We start from the raw sequence: 1,053 nt of genomic DNA, 5'->3' as shown, positions 1-1,053 counted from the left end.
CACCCGCCCTTTGTTTCGATGCGGGCCTCCGCCCGCCCCGTCGGTCGCCCTGGCGACGATGACGGCTCCGCCGGGCTGGTTCGCCACCGCATCACCCTCGATGGCAGGTTCACATCTACGGGGTTCCGATGGACTAGGCCGTGTCTTCGAAATGGCGTCGTCGCCAGTCGTTGGTCGGCGGTGATCTGCACGGTGGCCTCGTAGCGGACGGCGAGTTTGTCGTACCTGGTGGCCACCGCGTGGTGCGGCTACCGTGGCTGCCATGTCGAATGACCTGCCCGACCTGCGGGCATCGCACGAGGATCGCGACCGCGTCGTGGATGCGCTGCGGGTCGCCGCCGGTGACGGCCGACTCGACGCCGAGGAACTCGACATGCGGCTGGAGAGCGCGCTTTCAGCCCGGACGTTCGGCGAGTTGGCCGAGCTCACCGCCGACCTGCCGATCGCGCCCGCGGCCCAAGGCAAAGAAGTACTCGTGGTTGAGCAACACGGCGGCAGCTACGTACGGGAAGGGCGCTGGTCGGTACCCGCGCGCATCGAGCTTCGCACGCAAATATGCCGAGTCACCTTCGACTTCACCCACTCGGTGATCACCTCAGGCGTCCTGCGAATCGAGATGGACATGGTGCACGGCAAGCTGTTCTTCGCCGGTACGTCGGGCATCGTGTTCGACACCGACGGGCTCAACCTCACCTACTCCAAGCTCAAACTCCGCTCCAAGAACTCCGCCGCCGATCCCCGTCTCCGCATCGAACTCGTCGGAAAGCTCCTGCACGCGAAGGTCATCGAGCGGCGGCTCTAGCCTGAGCCCGGTGTCACCGCCAAGACGGCATATCCGCAGGTCACGGAAACGTAATTACGCCTCTGGTCAAGAGCCCTCAGACCAGCCCTAAACAAACTTGTCTTAACGGGTGGGAGAACCGCGTCTCCTGGCGAAGCCGACATCGCCGCCAGGGCGACCGACGGGGCGGGCGGAGGCCCGCATCGAAGCAAAGGGCAGGTGGGTGGGAGAACCACGTCCCCGCCGAAGACGAGATCGTCGGACAGCCACGC

General features: G+C 65.6%; 1 protein-coding gene. It reads left to right on the top strand.

Annotated elements, in window-relative coordinates; translation table 11 throughout:
• The first annotated feature begins 262 nt into the window (after window positions 1-262).
• Window positions 263-802, top strand: a complete 540-nt coding sequence (locus Acor_RS38905) for a DUF1707 SHOCT-like domain-containing protein (RefSeq protein ID WP_155341788.1) — start codon at window positions 263-265, stop codon at window positions 800-802.
• The last annotated feature ends 251 nt before the right edge of the window (window positions 803-1,053 follow it).

Source organism: Acrocarpospora corrugata (assembly GCF_009687845.1).
GTDB lineage: Bacteria > Actinomycetota > Actinomycetes > Streptosporangiales > Streptosporangiaceae > Acrocarpospora > Acrocarpospora corrugata.
This window is presented reverse-complemented; position numbering and strand designations above follow the sequence as displayed.